The 15715-nt window shown below is 40.8% G+C and carries 16 protein-coding genes; 1 reads left to right on the top strand and 15 read right to left on the bottom strand.

The genetic code is table 11. From position 1 onward, the window contains the following. Positions 1 to 7: 7 nt before the first annotated feature. The 12 genes from aroD to ftsB form a co-directional block, all read right to left on the bottom strand. Positions 8 to 835 (bottom strand): type I 3-dehydroquinate dehydratase, encoded by an 828-nt coding sequence (gene aroD / locus MKL62_RS03730; protein ID WP_109850643.1) that lies wholly within the window; start codon positions 833 to 835, stop codon positions 8 to 10. A 68-nt stretch (positions 836 to 903) separates the two neighbouring features. After that, entirely contained in the window at positions 904 to 1533 is a 630-nt protein-coding gene (gene pcaG, locus MKL62_RS03735; protein WP_001067206.1) for a protocatechuate 3,4-dioxygenase subunit alpha, read from the bottom strand. A 14-nt stretch (positions 1534 to 1547) separates the two neighbouring features. After that, positions 1548 to 2273 (bottom strand): protocatechuate 3,4-dioxygenase subunit beta, encoded by a 726-nt coding sequence (pcaH, locus tag MKL62_RS03740; RefSeq protein ID WP_000077912.1) that lies wholly within the window; start codon positions 2271 to 2273, stop codon positions 1548 to 1550. A gap of 10 nt (positions 2274 to 2283) precedes the next feature. Then, positions 2284 to 2697, bottom strand: a complete 414-nt coding sequence (pcaC, locus tag MKL62_RS03745) for a 4-carboxymuconolactone decarboxylase (protein ID WP_000997505.1) — start codon at positions 2695 to 2697, stop codon at positions 2284 to 2286. Positions 2698 to 2712: 15 nt separating this feature from the next. Then, a complete protein-coding gene (locus MKL62_RS03750; protein ID WP_002068110.1) occupies positions 2713 to 4068 on the bottom strand; it encodes a 4-hydroxybenzoate transporter PcaK in 1356 nt (451 codons plus the stop codon). A 42-nt stretch (positions 4069 to 4110) separates the two neighbouring features. Continuing rightward, a complete protein-coding gene (gene pcaD, locus MKL62_RS03755; protein WP_005128533.1) occupies positions 4111 to 4896 on the bottom strand; it encodes a 3-oxoadipate enol-lactonase in 786 nt (261 codons plus the stop codon). After that, the gene (locus MKL62_RS03760; protein ID WP_005128532.1) at positions 4893 to 6248 is read right to left on the bottom strand and encodes a 3-carboxy-cis,cis-muconate cycloisomerase; all 1356 of its coding nucleotides are present in this window, start codon (positions 6246 to 6248) and stop codon (positions 4893 to 4895) included. The genes pcaD and MKL62_RS03760 overlap by 4 nt, the downstream gene beginning before the upstream one ends. 2 nt (positions 6249 to 6250) lie before the next feature. Then, positions 6251 to 7462, bottom strand: a complete 1212-nt coding sequence (gene pcaF / locus MKL62_RS03765; RefSeq protein ID WP_005128531.1) for a 3-oxoadipyl-CoA thiolase — start codon at positions 7460 to 7462, stop codon at positions 6251 to 6253. Positions 7463 to 7474: 12 nt separating this feature from the next. Beyond that, positions 7475 to 8128 (bottom strand): 3-oxoacid CoA-transferase subunit B, encoded by a 654-nt coding sequence (locus MKL62_RS03770; RefSeq protein ID WP_005128530.1) that lies wholly within the window; start codon positions 8126 to 8128, stop codon positions 7475 to 7477. Between the two features lie 18 nt (positions 8129 to 8146). Next, positions 8147 to 8818 carry a 3-oxoacid CoA-transferase subunit A gene (locus MKL62_RS03775; RefSeq protein WP_000566016.1) on the bottom strand — a complete coding sequence of 224 codons (672 nt, stop codon included), beginning with the start codon at positions 8816 to 8818 and terminating at the stop codon, positions 8147 to 8149. A gap of 349 nt (positions 8819 to 9167) precedes the next feature. After that, positions 9168 to 9884, bottom strand: a complete 717-nt coding sequence (ispD, locus tag MKL62_RS03780; RefSeq protein WP_005128529.1) for a 2-C-methyl-D-erythritol 4-phosphate cytidylyltransferase — start codon at positions 9882 to 9884, stop codon at positions 9168 to 9170. After that, positions 9850 to 10239 (bottom strand): cell division protein FtsB, encoded by a 390-nt coding sequence (ftsB, locus tag MKL62_RS03785; RefSeq protein WP_005128528.1) that lies wholly within the window; start codon positions 10237 to 10239, stop codon positions 9850 to 9852. Before ftsB ends, ispD begins: the two co-directional genes overlap by 35 nt. Positions 10240 to 10865: 626 nt before the next feature. Between ftsB and MKL62_RS03790 the strand changes: the two genes are divergently transcribed. Further along, a complete protein-coding gene (locus MKL62_RS03790) occupies positions 10866 to 11543 on the top strand; it encodes a DUF421 domain-containing protein (protein ID WP_000366082.1) in 678 nt (225 codons plus the stop codon). 96 nt (positions 11544 to 11639) lie between these two features. Here the strand turns inward: MKL62_RS03790 and eno are convergent, their stop codons facing one another. From eno to MKL62_RS03805, 3 genes are read right to left on the bottom strand one after another with little or no spacing between them, the layout of a single operon-like run. Continuing rightward, positions 11640 to 12929 (bottom strand): phosphopyruvate hydratase, encoded by a 1290-nt coding sequence (gene eno, locus MKL62_RS03795; RefSeq protein ID WP_000078452.1) that lies wholly within the window; start codon positions 12927 to 12929, stop codon positions 11640 to 11642. A 45-nt stretch (positions 12930 to 12974) separates the two neighbouring features. Then, positions 12975 to 13832: a 3-deoxy-8-phosphooctulonate synthase gene (gene kdsA, locus MKL62_RS03800; RefSeq protein ID WP_000080538.1), complete on the bottom strand. Its 858-nt coding sequence runs from the start codon at positions 13830 to 13832 to the stop codon at positions 12975 to 12977. A gap of 31 nt (positions 13833 to 13863) precedes the next feature. Continuing rightward, positions 13864 to 15501 carry a CTP synthase gene (locus tag MKL62_RS03805; protein ID WP_005128527.1) on the bottom strand — a complete coding sequence of 546 codons (1638 nt, stop codon included), beginning with the start codon at positions 15499 to 15501 and terminating at the stop codon, positions 13864 to 13866. Between the last annotated feature and the right edge of the window lie 214 nt (positions 15502 to 15715).

A 15715-nucleotide genomic window follows, 5' to 3' on the forward strand; every position in this document is an offset into this window, starting at 1 on the left:
TTATGATTTATGGGTTTGTTGGTTGAACTGTTTGTAAAATCTGTTTGAGCTTAGTCACATCAATTTGACCCGGTGCAGAAGCCTGACCAATCATGCCAAAGCTATAACTTCCGCCCATATTGGCAGTCGCAACACGGGAAATCGTACCTAATTGCCCCATCGACATCGTCAATAATGGTTTAGTGGTTTGCTGGCTTACTTTTAAAGTTGCGTTCATTAAAGTGAAGACATCTTGTTTAGATTTAGGCATTACAGCAATTTTGAGAATATCTGCGCCCATTTGATCTTGTTTTAACAAGCGTTTTTCTATTTCATCTTGGCTTGGTGTTTTTTGAAAGTCATGATTAGACATGACCACAAGCACTTTCTTTTGATGTGCTTTTTGAACAATTTCTGAGACTACTTTTTGATCACGGAACATTTCAACATCTAACCAGTCCATGAAAGGATTCTTTAAATAAGCCTGATAAGTCTTACCATAATCAGCATCACTAATTTCAAGCTGGCCCCCTTCGTTTTTGGTACGAATAGTGGCAATCATTGGCTTATTGCCTAAAATCTTTTTCAGCTCATGACCTAAGGCAATGACTTGTTTTGTATCGCTGGCAAAGCTTAATAAATCGATACGGAACTCTGCTAAATCAACATCTGCTGTATTTGCAATGACTTGAGCTTGTGCCAATGCTTGTTCTTTAGTTTTTGCGGTAATCGGAACAATCGTTTTAACGGCTGTGGCAGCAGTCTGTGTTTGAGCATTTAAAGTAACCGGCTCAGCATTTGCCTGTGCTGCAAAAAATGGGAGTGCAAGCAAACTTAGGCTTAATAATGTTTTCATGTTCATAGGTTCATCCTTAAAAAGGCTACACGCATCCTTGAATAATCAGGTGTAGCCTTAGGTGTTTCTTAAATATCAAAAAATACAGTTTCGTCATCGCCTTGAATACGAATATCAAAGCGGTAAACAACTTCACCATTTTCTTCAAAACGTTTTGCAATAAGAGTTTGGCGACGTGGTGCCCATTCAATGCTATTTAGAATTGGATCGTTAGCATTTGCCTCTGCTTCATCTTCAAAATAAACACGTGTATGAAGACCCAAGTTAATACCGCGAGCGAAAATAACTAACGCAATATGTGGAGCTTGAGTTGAACCTTTACGGCCTGCTGTCGCACCTGGCTTAATTGTATTAAAGCTCCAAACGCCTGTTTCAAAATCGGCACCTGTACGGCCCCAGCCCTGAAATGCCGGATCAGCTTTTTGCTCACGCGTATCTGCCTGACTTGGATAAATACCGTTCGCATCAGCCTGCCAAATCTCAATGAGTACATCACGTAGCGGTAAACCTAATCCGTCAAACACTTGACCTTCAAGACGAATACGCTCACCCTTTGTCTGGTCTTGAACCAACTGGTTATTAAAGTTGTTTTCAAAAACTTCAATACCAGCCTGTTGTGGCAATAAGCCAATGTGAACGTAAGGACCACCTGTTTGAGATGGAGTTTCTTTTAATTCCTGAAAATTCCAGTTGTTCATGCTCGTGCTCCCGATTAAGTCAAATCATTTTCGAAGTAAGTCGCTCGACGTCCACGTAAAGTGATGTCAAAACGGTAACAACGGCTATCTGCTTCGATAAAGTTGTTTTTATCTTCTAGTGCAATCAAGGCACGACGTTGATCTTCAGACGGAATCGTTTTTAAGATCGGACAAGTATCAATGAGCGTATCGCCCTCAAAATAAAACTGCGAAATCAGGCGCTGAGCCCAACCATCAGCAATTAAAGAGAAATGAATATGTGCAGGACGCCATTCATTAATACGGTTACGCCATGGGTACGGACCCGGTTTAATGGTACGGAAAATATAAAAACCGTTTTCATCAGTTAAGGTACGACCACAACCACCAAAGTTAGGGTCCATTGCACCAATAAACTTATCGTTTGGATGGCGGTAACGACCAGAAGCATTGGCTTGCCATACTTCTAGAAGTGCATTTTTTACAGGACGACCAAATTGGTCACGAACATAGCCATGAACAATGACACGCTCACCAATTGGTAAACCATCTTTGGCATAGTTCAATATCAAATCGTTATCTTTTGGGCCAAACAGATTTGAAGAAAAATGCGGCGCAGTGACTTCTGTTAAAGTCTCATTAATTGAGATCAATGCATTTTTTGGCGAACGTAATACACTTGTTTTATAACCTGGCGTATACGCTGGTGGATGATCATCTGTATTACGTTGGGCGTAAGCACCCCAGCTATGTTGTGACATCTTTATCTCCTTAATCCTGTTCTTTCGCTGCAATTGGGTTTACTTCTATCCCCAACTCTTTAAAGACTTCTTCAGCCATATGCATTGCAGCGTTTGCAGCAGGTAAACCCGCATAGAGTGAACTGTGTAAGATCAGCTCTTTTAAATCTTCTTTAGTTACACCGTTGTTGAAACAAGCACGTAAATGCATGCGTAGTTCATCTTCGCGGCCCAGTGCCAATAAAATTGCGATAGTCACTAAACTACGGGTATGACGTGGTAAGCCTGGGCGAGACCACACTTCGCCCCATGCATAACGGCTAATAAAATTTTGGAAATCCTGGTTAAAGTCATTTAGGTTCTGCAAAGACCGACCAACATGTTTTTCACCCAAAACTTCAGTCCGTACCTCAATGCCTTGTTTATAGCGTTGTTCATCATTCATTGTGATAGACCTCTATTAAGTTGCATCGGTATGCGCAACAATTGATTTAATAAATACCGCAACAGCAGCAGCGGTCGCTGGAATGAGTAATAAACTAAGAATGGCGGTAAACGACCAATCATTACCGAGTAACACAGCTCCAATCCACGCACCAAATACCGCACCAAAACGCCCAATACCCGTCATCCAAGACACACCAGTTGCGCGGCACTGAGTTGGATAGAAGCGTGCACTTAACGCCGGCATCGAAGATTGCGCACCATTAATGGCGATACCCGCACAAAGTACCAATACTGCAAGTAAGGTTGAGTTGCCTAAGCTTTGACCGACAGCAATTGCAAATAGACCTGCGGCAAAGTAGAAAATGGCGATAACTCGGTTCGGGTTGAATTTGTCCATTGCCCAACCAATAAACAATGCACTCACCACACCACCGAACTGGAACAAACCGCCAATAAATGCAGCGCGCTCCATCGAAGCACCTGTTTCACGCATAAGTGTTGGTAACCAACTTGTTAGCAAGTAAACAACCACGAGTCCCATGAAGTAAGTCACCCAAAGCAAAACCGTACCTTTGGCATATGGCTTAGAAAACATAATTCCAAAGACATTTTTCTTTTGAACAACTTCTGTTTTTTCTTCAGGCACATGAAATGCTGTCGCATTTTGAATCTGTGCTGGTGCAATATGGTTTAAGATTTTGCGTACTTTTTCTGGATTCTTACCTTTCACAATTAAAAAGCGGTAAGACTCAGGTAACATCAAAATCACTAAAATCATTAAAATTAAAGGTGACCAGCCGCCGAGCAAAAATAAACTATGCCAACCGTAGGTCGGGATAAGCCAACTGCTAATAAAACCACCTGTAGCCATACCCAAGTTGTAGCCACAGAACATACATGTCACGAGTAATGAGCGAATGCGGGTTGGACAGTACTCAGAAAATAAAGTGGTCGCATTCGGCATAGCTGCGCCAAGCCCAATACCTGTCAAAAACCGTAAAACGACAAGACTATCCAAGTTGGTTGCATAAGCAGATGCCAAGGTGAACCCACCAAATACAAGCATCGAAAAGGCTAAAACAATTTTGCGGCCAAAGCGGTCAGCTGTCGGGCCAGAAACTAAAGCTCCAATAATCATTCCACCAAGTGCAGCACTCATCACTGGTCCTAACTGAGAGCGATCTACGCCCCAGTCCTGAGCCAATGCTGGAGCGATAAAACCCATTGCAGCTGTATCAATACCATCAGTAAAAATAATTAAGAAACAGATGATTGCGATCATCCATTGATATTTACTAAGTGGAGCATCATTAATCAGTGCTTGAGCATCGATGCTTTTGCTTGGTGTAGCGTAATCCTGAGACGCCATACTTGCCTCCTTAAGGCCAATTCCTTTTAAATTACTAAGCGATTAGATTTGCTGAATAAATCTAGTCAATTCCTGAGTAAATCTTTGTGGTTGCTCAATATTAGAAAGATGAGATGCTTCGAGTTTTGCAAGCTGACTGTTATTAATCGCCTTCTGCATAAATTCGGCATCTGCTACCGTCGTTACCGGATCTTCTGTTCCTGCAATCAGTAGCGTTGGAATTTGGATTTGTGCAATTTCATCTCTTAAATCGGCATACGCTAAAGCGCGACATGCATTGGCATAACCTTGTGCTGGTGTGTTTGCGAGACTTTGAATCGTCGTTTGTGCAACCACGTTATGTTGATAGTCGAAGTTTTCACTAAACCAGCGGGTATGCGTGGTTTTTACCAACTCAGCTAAACCATTCTGTTCCACAGAATCAGCACGACTTAACCAAGCCTCTGCCTGACCAATTTTGGCTGCCGAGTTCGCAACAGTAATACTTACAAAGCGCTCTGGATGATGAATACCCAACCAAAGCCCTGTAATTCCGCCCATTGATATGCCGCAAAAATGAGCTTTTTCAATATTCAAGGCATCTAAAATATCAACAACATCTTCAGCTAAGTTTTGCAATGTGGTGTCACTAATTACATCACTTTCGCCATGACCACGTGTGTCGTATGTAATGACATTAAAATGACTTTTAAGCTCATCTACTTGCGGCTGCCACATTCCATGGTCCGTTCCTAATGAATTAGAAAACACAAGCACAGGAGCATCTTTTAGACCATCTGTATAAACTGCTAACTGCTTTCCTTGACGATTGCTAATAGTCTGTTTCACTTTGACTCTCCTTGTGCTTCTTTCAAAACCGCATCAATCTGTTGCTGAATATTGCCTAAATAGTTTTCTGGTTTGAAAATATTCCTTATCTCATCTTGGCTAAACTGGCCTTTCACTTCGTCTAATTGGCTAACAACATCAAACAAATGCTGGTTTTGTGCTACCGCTGTTTTACATGCAGCTTCAACTAAATGATGAGCATTTAAACGACCAATTTTAGGAGCAAGTGCCATCATCACAGCTTCTGCCATAATCAACCCGTTGGTACACTCAAGGTTCTGTTGCATATGTTCAGCATTCACTTCGAAACCTTGTAAAACTTCATCAGTACGAGTTAATGCTCCAGCACAAAGCTGAAAGATTTCTGGAACTGCTAACCACTCTGCATGCCATGCACCTAAGCTACGTTCATGTTCCTGTACCATGCTTTGATAAATGCTAGACATCAGTGCTGGTACACGATTCGCCGCGGCCAATACGGATGCTGCCGCAACTGGATTACGCTTATGCGGCATGGTCGATGAACCACCACGACCCTTTGCGGTTGGCTCAAACAACTCTGCAATTTCAGTTTGCATCATGAGTGACCAATCCCGTGCCATCTTGCCCGTATTCCCGACAATCATGCCAAGCACACTTGCAATTTCTACAATACGGTCACGCTCACCATGCCATGTACTTGTTGGTACTGTCAGATTCAGTTGCTCCGCAAATGCACTGACCACAAGCGAACCTTGGTCTTGCAATGAAGCCAACGAACCCACAGCACCGCCTAACTGAGCAGTGAGCACACGTGATTTCATAGCTTGTATACGCTCTAAATCACGTTTAAATGCAGAAGCCCAACGAGCAAGTTTATGTCCCAAGGTAATTGGTAAAGCTTGCTGTAACCATGTACGCCCAATCATGACTTGATGGCGATATTGCTTAGCTTGTTCTAACGCAGTGCTGTAGCACTGTTGAAGTTGAGCTTCAATAATGTTCAACGCATCACGACATTGCAAAATACAAGCTGTGTCTAAAATATCCTGACTGGTTGCGCCCCAATGCACATAACGTGAAGCATCTTCATCAATATCTTTAACAATTGCCGTAAGCTGTTTTACAAATGGAATTGCAATATTTCCAGCTAAGCCAGTTGCTACCGCCAAAGCGGAAAAATCAAACTTGTCTAGTGCATGCTCAGCTACTTGGGCAATGGTATTAGCCGCATTTTGAGGAATCACGCCAACTTGTGCCTGTGCTTGCGCTAACGCAACTTCAACCTGAATCATGTAAGTGACTAAAGATGAGTCACTAAAGATGTCAGTGACGTCTTTTTGGTAAAACAAGCTGGCATATAACTGGCTCATGACTAGACTCTCTCAATAATCAATGCGATGCCTTGACCTACACCAATACACATTGAACACAAGGCATAACGACCACCTGTTTGTTCAAGCTGGTTTAAAGCTGTAGTGACTAAGCGTGCACCTGATGCCCCAAGCGGATGACCTAAAGCAATGGCACCACCGTTTGGATTCACCTTGTCAGAATCATCTGGCAAACCTAAATCACGGGTTACTGCTAAAGCCTGTGCAGCAAAGGCTTCATTCAGCTCAATCACATCCATCTGCTCTAAAGTCAGGTTGGCTTGTTTAAGTAATTTTTTAATCGCTGGTGCCGGAGCAAAACCCATAATGCGTGGTTCTACACCTACGGCTGTTGAAGCAATGATCTTGGCACGCGGTTTTAAGTTGTAAGCCTGAACTGCATCATCAGAAGCTATCAGCAGAGCCGCTGCACCATCATTAATGCCTGAAGCATTCCCCGCAGTGACCGTACCCTCTGCTTTAACTACAGGTTTAAGTTTGCTTAAACCTTCAAGGGTGGTTGATGCACGTGGATGCTCATCGGTATCAATCACCACAGCATCGCCCTTACGCTGAGGGATTTCAACTGCCACGATTTCTTTAGAAAAAAAGCCTTTGGCTTGCGCGCTTGCGGTGCGTTGTTGGCTCACCAAGGCAAACTGGTCCTGATCTGCACGATTCACGTTGAACTGTTCAGCGACGTTTTCGGCAGTCTGGGGCATGGTGTCTACACCATACAATTCTTTAAGTTTAGGGTTAATGAAACGCCAGCCCATGGTGGTGTCTTCAATCTTCTGGCTACGGCCAAAAGCACTGTCAGACTTACCCATTACATAAGGTGCACGGCTCATGCTTTCCACACCGCCAGCAATCACCAAGTTCGCTTCACCTGCTTTAATGGCACGGGCAGCAATGGCAATGGCATCGAGTGATGAACCGCATAAACGGTTAATGGTGGTTGCCGGTACTTGATACGGTAAACCTGCAAGCAGTGCTGACATACGGCCCACGTTACGGTTGTCTTCACCGGCTTGGTTGGCACAGCCATAGATCACATCATCGACCTGTTCCCAATCTACATTTGGGTTACGTTGCATGAGTGCTTTGATAGGCACAGCGCCAAGGTCATCGGCACGGACAGGTGCAAGGCCACCGGCATAACGGCCGAATGGAGTACGGATGGCATCGATGATATAAGCGTTTTTTAATGTCATTTCCCTACTTCCTTACCCTTGAGTCGCATCAATCAAAGTTGCACCGGTTAAAGCCTGTAACTCATCAAAGCTAAGACCTTCAACTTTCTCAATCACCTTTAAACCATCTTTGGTCACATCAATTACACACAGGTCAGTGTAAATACGGTCAACACAGTACTTACCCGTCACCGGATAGCTCAGCTCAGCGACAATCTTCGGCTCACCTTGTTTGGTGACGTGGTCTGTAGTGATAAATACTTGCTTGGCACCAACCGCCAAATCCATCGCACCACCTACGGCAGGAATCGCATCCGGTGCACCCGTGTGCCAGTTCGCCAAGTCACCATTGGCTGCCACCTGAAATGCACCAAGCACCGCAATATCAAGGTGACCACCACGCATCATTGCAAAGGAGTCTCCATGGTGGAAAAAGCTGCCGCCTTCAAGCATGGTCACAAACTCTTTACCCGCATTAATCAGTTCAGGGTCTTCTTCACCCGCAGCTGGCGGTGGGCCAAAAGCCAACAGGCCATTTTCAGAATGTAGAAAAACATCTTTGTCAGCAGGTAAGTAGCTGGCAATCTTGGTCGGTAAACCAATACCCAAGTTGACATAGGCACCATCTGGAATATCTTGTGCTACACGTTGTGCAATCTGGTCACGGCTGAGTTTCTGGTAGCTCATGTTATTTCTCCTTATTGCTTACTGTGCGGGCTGTACTTGTACAACATGCTGTACAAAGATACCTGGGGTAATGATATGTTCCGGATCTAATCCACCTAACTCAACCACTTCAGAAACTTGAGCAATGGTGACATCAGCAGCCATGGCCATGATCGGGCCAAAGTTACGTGCAGATTTACGGTAAACCAGATTGCCCCAGCGGTCGCCCTTGTAAGCTTTAATCAGGGCAAAGTCAGCCTTGATCGGATACTCAAGCACATAGTCTTTACCATTAATATGACGGGTTTCTTTGCCTTCAGCTAAAAGTGTTCCAAAGCCAGTTGGGGTAAACACCGCCCCAAGACCCATACCAGCTGCCTGAATACGGCACGCCAGATTGCCTTGCGGTACCAGTTCAAGTTCAACCTTTCCGGCACGGTACAGTTCATCAAACACATAAGAGTCAGACTGACGTGGGAAAGAGCAAATCACTTTTTTAATTGAACCGGCTTTGAGCAGCTTAGCGAGACCATAATCGCCATTACCGGCATTGTTGCTCACAATGGTCAGGTCCTTAACGCCAAGTTCAATCAGACCGTCAATGAGTTCAGCGGGTTGTCCTGCGGTACCAAAACCACCAATCAGAATGGTTGCACCATCTTTAATCTGCGATAAAACCTCGCTTAGTGAGGACTTACTTTTGTCAATCATTAGACAACTCCATTGTGCTCATTGAAGAAGAGAGAGGTAAGAGATTTAGGCACACTGAGGCGAGAAGAATAGATAAATATTTCACTCAATCCCGAGTGTTTCCCTTAGATTTCCCTTTTAAACATTTTTGATAATTTTCAGATTTTGATCTAGTCAGCTATATATAGTTTTGTTCGATTTAGGATTTTTTTGTTCGACTATCGAACACTATCTAAGTAAATTACTTATTTAATCTTAGAAATACAAGTTGTAAAAAAATACTAATTATTTTGAATAGATATGTAGAAATACCATATTCACTTAGGCTATTTTATAGGTAAAAATTACCACCTATCCTGTATATAAAATCTTAATTTTGTGATTGTAAAATCAAGCGAGCAAGTTCTAAATCATCAGGGTAAGTAATTTTTATATTATCAGAACGCCCCATGACCACCTGTACATTCTCTCCTATAGATTCAAGTGCACTCGCCTCATCAGTAATAGTCAAATTATTTTTTAGCGCTGTTTCTATCGCTTTTTTAAGAATTCCAATTTTAGCAATTTGAGGAGTTTGAGCTTGCCACAACAGCTCTCGACTCACAGTTTTATCAATTTGCTGTTCCTGATTCACTTGTTTTAGCGTATCGCGTACCGGAATTGCCAAAATAGCACTCTGATTAGTCTCAATTGCATTTTTAACAAGAGTATTCAAGCATTCAAAAGTCACACAAGGCCTTGCTGCATCATGTACTAATACCCAATCATCCTCATCCGCAATCTGTGATAGATAATTCAGAGCATTTAGTACCGAGTGCACACGTTCAACACCACCATTACAAAAATGCGCTTTATGCTTATCTTGAAAAGATAAAGTTGAGGCAAAAGTATCTTGTTTTCCAATTGCCAAAACATAACCCGTCAGCGGAAGCTGACTTAAACGCTTAACCGTATGTTCTATGACAGTCGCATCTTGAATATATTGGTATTGCTTTAATTCAGTTTTGGAAAACCGACTTCCTGAACCAGCCGCAGGGATAACTGCCCATAATTTAGTCTGGGATGTCTGGTGATGGAGGTGTCTCATTAGTTTCCAAATCTACTTTAGCGTTCGGGTCAATATAAATAGGTTTGTAATGGGTACTAATTGTACTCATTTGAACAAATGTCTCATGTGGCTTAACCAAACCTAGATCTAGGCGAGCATGCTCTTCTATCGCCTCCGTACCATTCTTTAGGTCGAAAACTTCAGCTGCCAAAATACGGTTTCGCTCTTTAAGCTCGTCATTTACTTCGGCTTGTTGTTGAATCTGCTGCATAAGCGCTTGATGAGGAAAATAACCACCCTCACCTAACCAAAACTGATATTGCAATATAGCCACTAAAACAAGAACCAGTAGCAATATAAGTTTGCTTGAAGTGGAACGAAATACTTCTAACATAGCATTAAGAGCTTTAATTAAAAACTTTGATTAAGTTTTTGTATTGTATGACAATTTACAAGCAGCATGCAAAATTCCTGCAAAGTTCCTGCAAAACGATGAATGGTCATATTACTTTAAATTGACCATTGTGACATGTTTCATTTTGTCAAAATTCAACTCAATTGGAAAGGAAAATAATGTTTATGAACACAACTGCTTATAAATCAATCTATGCATATAAAAATACTTCTAATTAACAAAAAAAGTGTCTCAATAAATATAAAAAAGCTCTCCTGAAAGATATAAAGAAATAGATTCTCTGAACATAAAGACTATCTTCTTACCACCAATGACCAAAGTTTAAATATTGTATTACTTCCAATGCTTGATTCCGGTCGGAATTTTATTCAAGATGATAAATTAATAAAACAGAATTTTTTTAAAATTTAATAGCTGCATCATCATTTTTTCAAACTCAGCCCTTCTATTCTATACATGAGTTTTATATCTTTTAATTTCATATAACAATACACATATATCAATTTTTTAACCAATAACCACTTAAAAAGTATATTTTTTTTAATTTTATTCTGATATGAATTTTAAATGTATTTTTTATACATATTTAAACAAGTGAGAAAAAGATGGATCTTTCTAATATTCTTATAGGTGACACAACGTGGTCCTTTGTTTTAGAAATTTTGGTCCGTTGTACCATCATGTTTATCATTATCATTAGTTTTCTAAGGCTATCTGGTAAACGTGGTATTCGGCAACTCTCCTTATTTGAACTTGCCATTATTTTATGTTTAGGTTCTGCTGCTGGCGATCCTATGTTTACTAAGGATTTACCGATTGCCCATGCATTGATAGCTTTTATCGCTATTCTTTCTCTATATCGTCTTGTCACTTGGGGCATGGTAAAACATAAAAAAATTGAAGACTTATTAGAAGGAAAAGCGCTCTGTGTCGTTAAAGAAGGCCTTTTAGTCTACAAAGATTTCCAAAAACAGACCTATTCTCATGATGAGTTTTTTTCGGAAATGCGCCAACAAAACGTTGAACATTTAGGCCAAGTCAGAACAGCCCTACTTGAATCGGATGGTATTCTGAGCTTGCTTTATTATGAAGATGAAGATGTCAAATGGGGACTACCCTTATTCCCTGATGCTTATCGTAAAGCAGAAGTTCTTAAAATTAATACTTTTTATTCCTGTATGAAATGTGGCGAAACTAAAATTTTAAATAAGCTAGACCAAGAATGCTCTCGTTGTCATCACCACAGTTGGGCTGAATCTTTAAAAACCCGGCGCTTAGGGTAAATAAAAAAATGCTATTTCTAACACTTAGAAATAGCACTTATATTTAGATATTAATTTTTCATCAATATTTAAATATATAAAGCTTTATTCAAAAGATTAGTTTAAACCTTTGAATTCAGCTTTACCGCGGTAAACCGCTTTAGTTAACTCTTCAATACGAAGCAATTGGTTATATTTAGAAACACGGTCAGAACGGCAAAGTGAACCAGTCTTAATTTGACCTGCTGCTGTACCTACTGCTAAATCAGCAATAGTTGAATCTTCTGTTTCACCAGAACGGTGAGAAATAACAGTAGTGTAACCATTTGCTTTAGCAAGGTAGATTGCATCTAAAGTTTCAGTCAATGTACCAATCTGGTTATATTTGATCAAAATTGAGTTACCAACTTTTTCATCAATACCACGTTGTAAAATCTTAGGATTAGTTACAAATAAATCGTCACCAACCAATTGGATTTTATCACCAAGAATTGAAGTTAAGTAACTCCAGCCTTCCCAGTCAGACTCATCCAAACCATCTTCAATAGAGATAATTGGATACTGCTTAACAAGACCAGCTAAGTAATCAGCAAATTGATTGCTTGTAAAAGACTTGTTGCCTTCACCTTCAAGAATATATTGACCATTCTTGTAGAATTCTGAAGATGCACAGTCAAGTGCAAGCATAATATCTGAACCAGCTTTATAACCAGTTTGCTCAATTGCTTGAAGAATTACTGTAATCGCTTCTTCATTTGAACGAAGGTTAGGCGCAAAACCACCTTCATCACCTACAGCTGTGTTCAAACCTTGTTTCTTAAGAACTGATTTCAAAGAATGGAATACTTCTGCACCAGCACGTAATGCTTCAGCGAATGAAGTGAAACCAACTGGCTCAATCATGAATTCTTGAATATCAACAGTGTTATCTGCGTGAGCACCACCGTTCAAAATGTTCATCATTGGTACAGGCATAGTCAAAGTAGTTTGACCACGTAAGTTAGCAATGTATTGGAACAATGGAAGTTTTTGTTCAGCTGCTGCTGCGTGAGCTGCTGCTAAAGATACCGCCAAAGTTGCATTAGCACCTAATTTAGATTTGTTTTCAGTGCCATCAAAAGCAATCATTTTTTCATCAAGCGCTTTTTGTTCAAAAACACTTTGACCAACAAGCAATTCATGAATTGAGCTATTTACATTCTGAACAGCAGTACGAACGCCTTTACCTAAGTAACGAGATTTGTCGCCGTCACGAAGTTCTAAAGCTTCACGAGAACCAGTTGAAGCACCAGATGGTGCACATGCACGACCAACCACCCCAGATTCTAAGATGACGTCTGCTTCGATGGTTGGGTTACCACGAGAGTCCAAAATTTCACGTGCACGAATGTCAACGATTTGGCTCATGAACAATTCCTCAGTTGAATGAATAACGCGATGCAAATTCCTGCATCAATGAGTATCTAACTTTTTGAATCCTTTAACTAAAGTATCCAATTCTTTTAGTTGTGCCAAGAATGGCTCAAGCTGTGACAAGCGCAATGCAGATGGTCCATCACATTTCGCTTTGTCTGGATCTGGATGAGACTCTAGGAATAATCCCGCTAAACCTGTTGCCATACCTGCGCGCGCTAAAGTTGTAATTTGAGCACGGCGACCACCAGCTGAATCTGAACGACCACCTGGAGTTTGTAAAGCATGAGTCACGTCAAAGAATACAGGTACATTCATTTCTTTCATGATGTCAAAGCCAAGCATGTCTACAACTAAATTGTTATAGCCAAATGCTGAGCCACGCTCACAAAGAATAAGTTTGTCATTTCCCGCTTCTAAACATTTATGCAAAATATGGCGCATTTCATGAGGAGCCAAGAACTGTGCTTTTTTAATGTTGATAATAGCTTGGGTTTTCGCCATTGCTTCAACAAGATCAGTTTGACGGCTTAAGAAAGCAGGAAGCTGGATAATATCAGCGACTTCGGCAACTGGCGCTGCCTGATATGGTTCATGAACGTCGGTAATAATTGGTACATTAAAATGTTTTTTAATGTCGCCTAACCATTCAATACCTTTTTCAAGTCCAGGACCACGGAATGAATGCAAACTAGAACGGTTTGCTTTATCAAAACTCGCCTTAAATACATAAGGAATATCTAGGCGTTTACAAATATCAATATAAGTTTCAGCAATTTCAAAAGCTAAATCTTTCGACTCGAGTACGTTCATTCCGCCAAATAATACAAATGGCAAATGATTTGCCATTTGTATATCGCCTAAACGTACAACTTCTTGTGGTTTTAATTGTGACATTTAAACTTTCCCAGTTTATTTTAAAATCGCATTACTTACTTTTTTGGTGCTGTGTTTTTGCAGCGTTAATAAAACTAGCAAATAATGGATGCCCATCACGTGGTGAACTTGTAAATTCCGGGTGGAATTGTACAGCAATAAACCAAGGATGTTCAGGAATTTCTACAGTTTCAACTAAATGTTGCGCTGAAGAATAACCAGAAATCTTCATGCCCGCTTGTTCAATCGCTTCAATGAAACGATTATTCATTTCATAACGGTGACGATGACGTTCGGTAATCTCAGCTTTTCCGTAGACTTCACGAGTTTTTGTGCCTTCAACCAATTCTGATTTTTGTGCACCTAAACGCATTGTTCCGCCTAAGTCAGACTCAAGGCTACGCTGTTGTAATTCACCGCGCTCATCTAACCATTCGGTAATTAAACCAATCAATGGATATTTTGTAGAACGGTTAAATTCTGTAGAAGAAGCTTCTGGCATACCTGCAACATGGCGAGCATATTCAATAACAGCCAACTGCATACCCAAACAGATTCCCAAGAAAGGAATACTATTTTCACGTGCGTATTGAATAGCTTTCATTTTGCCTTCAGTACCACGCTCACCAAAACCACCAGGAACTAAAATCGCATCAGCTGTTTTCAAAATAGAAACATCTTGACTTTCAAGCTCTTCAGCATTGACATAATCAATTTGTACTTTTACGCGATTTTTAATACCAGCATGTAACAATGCTTCGTTTACAGATTTATAAGCATCCGGTAATTCAACATACTTACCGACCATTGCTACACGTACTGTGTATTCTGGGTTAAGTAATGCTTCTACAACATTATCCCAATCAGTTAAGTCAGCTTCCGGTAAATCAGTAAAACCAAAACGTTCACAAATCAGGTCATCTACATTTTGCTCATAGAAGCCACGTGGAATTTGATAGATCGTTTTCGCATCTTTACACACGACAACCGCACGAGCTTCTACGTTCGTGAATAACGCGATCTTACGTTTAGTGTCAGCATCAACATCATACTCAGTACGACAGATAAGAATATCTGGCTGAATACCGATTGAAAGTAACTCTTTTACAGAGTGCTGAGTTGGTTTTGTTTTTAACTCCGCTGCTGACTTAATATATGGCAACAAAGTTAAATGCATAAGCATGGTACGTTTATGGCCCAGCTCAACCATTAACTGACGAACCGACTCCATAAACGGTAAAGATTCGATATCACCTACGGTACCACCGATCTCTACGATAGCAACATCATAGCCTTCGCCCGCGCGGAGTACACGTTCTTTAATATTGTCGGTAATATGAGGAATAACCTGAACTGTACCACCTAAGTAATCACCACGACGCTCTTTATTTAAAACGTCTTGATATACACGACCACTAGTGAAGTTGTTTAGTTTGGTCATTTTCGCGCGACGTAAGAAACGTTCGTAATAACCCAGATCCAGATCTGTTTCTGCACCATCTTCGGTAACAAAAACTTCACCATGCTGGAATGGGCTCATTGTCCCTGGATCGACATTAATATAAGGATCCATTTTAACCATTGTGACTTTTAAGCCACGAGCTTCCAAAAGTGCAGCAACAGAAGCAGCAGAAATACCTTTACCTAGCGATGAAACCACACCACCAGTGACAAAAATAAAATGGGTCATTAAGTTTCTCGTACAATCAAGCCGAAATCGGCCTACAATGTTTGGCAATTTTACTGTACTCTGCCCCTATAAAGCAAAGTCAAACCGCATCAATTCAAAGAACAATAAACAACTGGTTATTCTATCAGCATTTTTAATAAAAAATTAGCTCAATCTGACATGATTTTTTCATCGCTATTTACTGTTATAATGCCAATTCCTCAATTAAATGTTG

The organism is Acinetobacter sp. AOR01_HL (assembly GCF_027855455.1).
Taxonomy (GTDB): Bacteria; Pseudomonadota; Gammaproteobacteria; order Pseudomonadales; family Moraxellaceae; genus Acinetobacter; species Acinetobacter baumannii.

Excerpts from the sequence above, each read along its gene's own strand:
- MKL62_RS03790 (WP_000366082.1), top strand. The coding sequence starts at position 10,866 with ATGGATCTTTCTAATATTCTTATAGGTGACACAACGTGGTCCTTTGTT.
- aroD (WP_109850643.1), bottom strand. The coding sequence starts at position 835 with ATGAAAACATTATTAAGCCTAAGTTTGCTTGCACTCCCATTTTTTGCA.
- pcaG (WP_001067206.1), bottom strand. The coding sequence starts at position 1,533 with ATGAACAACTGGAATTTTCAGGAATTAAAAGAAACTCCATCTCAAACA.
- MKL62_RS03770 (WP_005128530.1), bottom strand. The coding sequence starts at position 8,128 with ATGAGCTACCAGAAACTCAGCCGTGACCAGATTGCACAACGTGTAGCA.
- pcaF (WP_005128531.1), bottom strand. The coding sequence starts at position 7,462 with ATGACATTAAAAAACGCTTATATCATCGATGCCATCCGTACTCCATTC.
- MKL62_RS03805 (WP_005128527.1), bottom strand. The coding sequence starts at position 15,501 with ATGACCCATTTTATTTTTGTCACTGGTGGTGTGGTTTCATCGCTAGGT.
- MKL62_RS03760 (WP_005128532.1), bottom strand. The coding sequence starts at position 6,248 with ATGAGCCAGTTATATGCCAGCTTGTTTTACCAAAAAGACGTCACTGAC.
- pcaH (WP_000077912.1), bottom strand. The coding sequence starts at position 2,273 with ATGTCACAACATAGCTGGGGTGCTTACGCCCAACGTAATACAGATGAT.
- pcaC (WP_000997505.1), bottom strand. The coding sequence starts at position 2,697 with ATGAATGATGAACAACGCTATAAACAAGGCATTGAGGTACGGACTGAA.
- eno (WP_000078452.1), bottom strand. The coding sequence starts at position 12,929 with ATGAGCCAAATCGTTGACATTCGTGCACGTGAAATTTTGGACTCTCGT.
- kdsA (WP_000080538.1), bottom strand. The coding sequence starts at position 13,832 with ATGTCACAATTAAAACCACAAGAAGTTGTACGTTTAGGCGATATACAA.
- MKL62_RS03750 (WP_002068110.1), bottom strand. The coding sequence starts at position 4,068 with ATGGCGTCTCAGGATTACGCTACACCAAGCAAAAGCATCGATGCTCAA.
- ispD (WP_005128529.1), bottom strand. The coding sequence starts at position 9,884 with ATGAGACACCTCCATCACCAGACATCCCAGACTAAATTATGGGCAGTT.
- MKL62_RS03775 (WP_000566016.1), bottom strand. The coding sequence starts at position 8,818 with ATGATTGACAAAAGTAAGTCCTCACTAAGCGAGGTTTTATCGCAGATT.
- ftsB (WP_005128528.1), bottom strand. The coding sequence starts at position 10,239 with ATGTTAGAAGTATTTCGTTCCACTTCAAGCAAACTTATATTGCTACTG.